Here is a 3,720-nt window from a genome sequence, read left to right as displayed (position 1 = left end):
GGATATTGTCCGGCAGATTGGCAGGCATCTAATTGGTATAAAATTCCTTTCTGGCTTGCCAGGTCACCAATATTTTCAGCGGGATTCACCAAGCCATTATTGGTTGGTATGTGTGTGATTGATATAAGTTTTGTAGCAGGTGTAATAAGATCTTCGATATCAGCAATGGCAACCTCACCTTGTTTATTTTCTGACGCTATTTTAATCTGTACACCAAACTTATCCCTGGCATTTAAAAATGCTATATAATTACTGGCATATGAGCTCTGGTCACAAATAATTTCATCTCCTTTTTTAAAGTCTATGGCGTAAAATGCACGAAGCCAAGCTACCGTTGCGCTTTCAGTAAAGGCAATTTCATCTGGTTCGGCATTTATAAGTTTACCTACTTCTGAATAGAACTCCTGTAGCTGTTGAGAATACTTGGCAGCCGTTTCGTAACTTCCATTGTGAGCTTCTTCATTTAAGCAGTTAATCTGTGCTTGAAGTGTTCTGTCAGATACCAATGCCGCACCCGCGTTGTTAAAATGGATTACATTAGCACATCCCGGGGTTTCACTTCTTAGCAGATCAATATCCATAGATTATTCGGTCATTTTCCAATCGAAATTGGTAAAGGCTTCTTCACTTAACGTATCATACACCTGAACATCGTGTGGGCCTCTGTCATCGGATCTATCCGAAGATAGAAGCAAGCCATTATATTCTTTATAATTGTCCCAGGGCCATATGGCTGATGCACTATCTTGGCTCGCCATACCAAAAAAGGCCCATTGTTTTACCAGGGAATCAGATTTGGTAATAAACACTTCATACTTATTATTTGGAGTATCGCCAACCTCACTAAAAGTCAGCCCTAGAACATGCGCTGCCTCTCCACTTAATGTTGAATCTTCTCTCAAGTATTTTAGTGTTACCCCTGAATCTTTTAGTTTAAAAGGCATTACCAACCAGTAGGAATCATTAATCCAGATGCTCTTCGCACGTTTCAATAAATTCTGAAGACTATCAGCATCTTGAACCTCCTTGCCTTTTATTCTGACTTTCCCTGTTTCATCATTTATGTTCGTTAAGTAAATGATTGAGTCCTGTGGCACTTCAATACGAACGTTACCTGCATGCTTATCCCAGACCAGTGTTCTTCTTCGAAAGAAATCCCAGGAAATAAATCTCGTTTGATCCCACTTCTTTCTTCCGCCCATCGCACTCATTACAGCATCTGCCCATGCAATCGCTTTTTGGTCAGAATTGATAGAATCAAAGCCGGGAGCAGCGAGGTTGAGGTCATGAATCTCCGATATGGATTCACTATTTTTACTTTCAGGTTTACACCCAAAAAGTACTAACACTCCTACCAAAAATAAGCTATGAAATCTTTTTGTCTTTAAGACTAACAAAATCGAGTATTTGAACATTTTTTTCACGGAAAATATATTTACGTATTAAACTTTCTATTGGTAACACAATAATGGCAATGGTTACTTGTATTAAAAAATCAAAAACAGGTGAGCTTTCATTTGCAAACTCATTTTCAGCCACTGTCTGAATGAATTCAATGATTATGATCAGTGTGATTAAAGCTAATAACCTGCTTGCCAGCCTGTATTTGAAGCCTAGGTTTTTTAGCCGCACAGAAATAAACAATAAAATAGCCAACCCGCAAAATTCAAATGCATAAAACCAAGGTCTTTTCCAATACGGTGGAACAATTTCAAAGTTGATAGGCCCCACTTCCTTAATATCTCCTAAAATGTTCTTAGAACGAACTCTTAGGGTATATTCACCATCTGGCAAGTAAGGAAATGAAATGATATTATTTTCCCCTGACCACTCAGACCATTTTTCATCCAGGCCTTCTAGTAAATATTGATACTTAACATCCAGGATGCCTGAAAACTCTGGCTGTGCAAATTCAAATAAAAGGGTACTATTACTTTGCTCGAACTTTAATTGGTCTTTTGGTAAAAGTGTTCTGTCTGAGTTTTTAATATACTTTAAATACAAATCGTAAGGCTGGGTCACTTCTATATCAGCACCAAGAATTTTATAGAGCTCATTATTCTCGGTTATCACCCAATAATATTCATCCTTTTCTGACGAGATATACTTTATATTCTTAAACAGACTTAGCAGGTTTAGTCTTTCATTATCTGTTTTTTCCGATAATTTATTCCATTGCTCCTTATGGTAAACCCAAACCTCTCCATTAACTCCGGATAAATATTTTAGATTTTTTGTGCTATCTAAAACCTGGATTGATTTTAAATTCATGTTAATTGTGAATTCCCCAGATTCATTCACAAATGTTGGAGCCTCTCCCTTGGCATTACCAAGTGTTGTATACATGTATGGATTATTAATAGGGAAGCTTTCTGACAAGCCAATTTCACCATTTTCTATTTCTATATAATACACCTCATCAGAGGAACTTAGCCAAATTCTGCCTTCACTATCTTCAAAAATATTATCTACCTTGTCTTTAAAATCATAAAACAGGTTTACCTCTCTATTTGGGCCGTTTAATGCGTATGTCTTAATCTGATTTTCATATGTTGAGGCCAAGATGAGGTTGTTCCTTTTGGCAACTGCGAAATGATGAACGGGCGTAGTGGTAACTGTTTCAGCAGAAGCTCCATCTATTTTAAAAATCCCGTCTAATCCACCACAGTATAAATCGTCATCTAAACTCTGGAATTGCAACACTTTAGATTGGACTTTTGGCACTTTCACAAATTCAAAATCTACAGATTTGAGTTCTTTAACAGTGCGCGACCTTAAAACAATACTCTTCTTTCTTCTGGTTTCTATAGGTTCTTGTTCTTTGTTCTTCTTGCTAAATAAACCTAAGAACCCCTTTTTCCCTGATTTGTCATCTGTATCTTGAATTGGCACTTCTTTAAATACTGTCTGTTTTTCAACTACTTGTTTTTCCTCATAATTATTAACTCTTTTTAGATAATAAAGCCCTTCACTGGTACCTACATATAGGCTGTTATTGTGGTTAATAACTGATATTAAAGAACCATTTAAGCCAGGATACTTGTGAAAACTTCTAAAAGGAAGGTTTGGAGAGATTCGTGTAAACCCACCGCTGTGCGCTACCCAAATACCTCCGTGTGTATCTTTTGAAAAAGCAAAAACTTCGTTATCCGGTAAGCCAGATTGATAGTTAATAACCTGTTCTATTTTATTCTTTAAATGATTTATGAAAATAACCCCTCCCTTTAATGTGGCTATGGCATACAAAGAATCACTAATCCAGGTACCGTCAACAAATGCGCTATTACTCAAATAGCCATCAGCATCATCGATAGCAACAGGATTAACTTTTCCATCTTCAAGCAGATATAAATTATTATCGAGCGTTCCTAAGAGTACCTTTTTACTATTAGGTTGATTGGTTAAAAATTGGACATCAAGCTTATCGAAAGCTTCTATTCCCGGTTCTATGAGGTCATTGTCTGCCAAGAGTTGCAAACCACTTTTTTCTGTACTTACATATACCTCATTCTCAATTAAATGCAATTCATACAGCTCCCCGGAATATTTAGCATTTATTTCTTTTGTCTTGTTTGTTTCTAGGTCGATTATATAAATAGCGTTAGCACTTAATCCTATGAGCTCGTTGCCTTTTAAGGCGATATCGTAGATCTCTTTTTCATACACGGTAGAATCCCCAATACGCATATAAACCAACTCCCTGTTTTCATTGTAAATTAA

General features: G+C 36.7%; 3 protein-coding genes. All 3 read right to left on the bottom strand.

Translation table 11 applies throughout. From position 1 onward, the window contains the following. The coding region (locus RLO81_RS02710; RefSeq protein ID WP_350106867.1) for an aminotransferase class V-fold PLP-dependent enzyme at nt 1-581 on the bottom strand (581 nt) is incomplete at its 3' end. Between the two features lie 3 nt (nt 582-584). After that, complete coding sequence (locus RLO81_RS02705) at nt 585-1,397, bottom strand: hypothetical protein (protein ID WP_350106865.1); 813 nt, start codon at nt 1,395-1,397, stop codon at nt 585-587. Further along, nucleotides 1,366-3,720, bottom strand: a 2,355-nt coding sequence (locus RLO81_RS02700; RefSeq protein WP_350106863.1) for a triple tyrosine motif-containing protein, incomplete at its 5' end; no start/stop codon positions are given. The genes RLO81_RS02705 and RLO81_RS02700, both read right to left, overlap by 32 nt.

It is taken from the genome of Fulvivirga sp., from assembly GCF_040220315.1.
Lineage (GTDB): Bacteria > Bacteroidota > Bacteroidia > Cytophagales > Cyclobacteriaceae > Fulvivirga.
The sequence above is the reverse complement of the archived record's forward strand: the minus strand, read 5'-3'. Positions and strand labels throughout refer to the sequence as shown.